Raw genomic sequence first — 330 nt, 5'->3', positions numbered from 1 at the left:
TGTGGAACGGGAACATGGGCACCTTGATGGCGAAGGCGAGGAAGAAGGCCAGAAAGAGCCACGTCTGGTAGCCCGCCGGGAGCCCCAGGTTGTGGTAGGTCAGGATGTCGAAGGTGACGATCCCCGTCGCGTCATAGTAAAGGTAGCAGAGCACCAGGATGGCCACCAGCATGAGCACGCTGCCGCTCATGGTGTATATAAAAAACTTGACGGCGGCGTAGATCCTCCGGGGCCCCCCCCAGATCCCGATGATAAAGTACATGGGGATGAGCATGACTTCCCAGAAGACGTAGAAGAGGACAAAGTCGAGAGCGCAGAAGACCCCCAGCA

1 protein-coding gene is annotated in these 330 nt (G+C 57.9%); it reads right to left on the bottom strand.

Annotated features, from left to right (window positions below):
• On the bottom strand, positions 1 to 330 hold a 330-nt coding region (locus MWC30_RS22155; RefSeq protein ID WP_260101269.1), incomplete at both ends, for a proton-conducting transporter membrane subunit.

The sequence above is a fragment of the Desulforhabdus sp. TSK genome, assembly GCF_022836495.1.
In the GTDB taxonomy this organism is placed as follows: Bacteria; Desulfobacterota; Syntrophobacteria; order Syntrophobacterales; family Syntrophobacteraceae; genus Desulforhabdus.
This window is presented reverse-complemented; position numbering and strand designations above follow the sequence as displayed.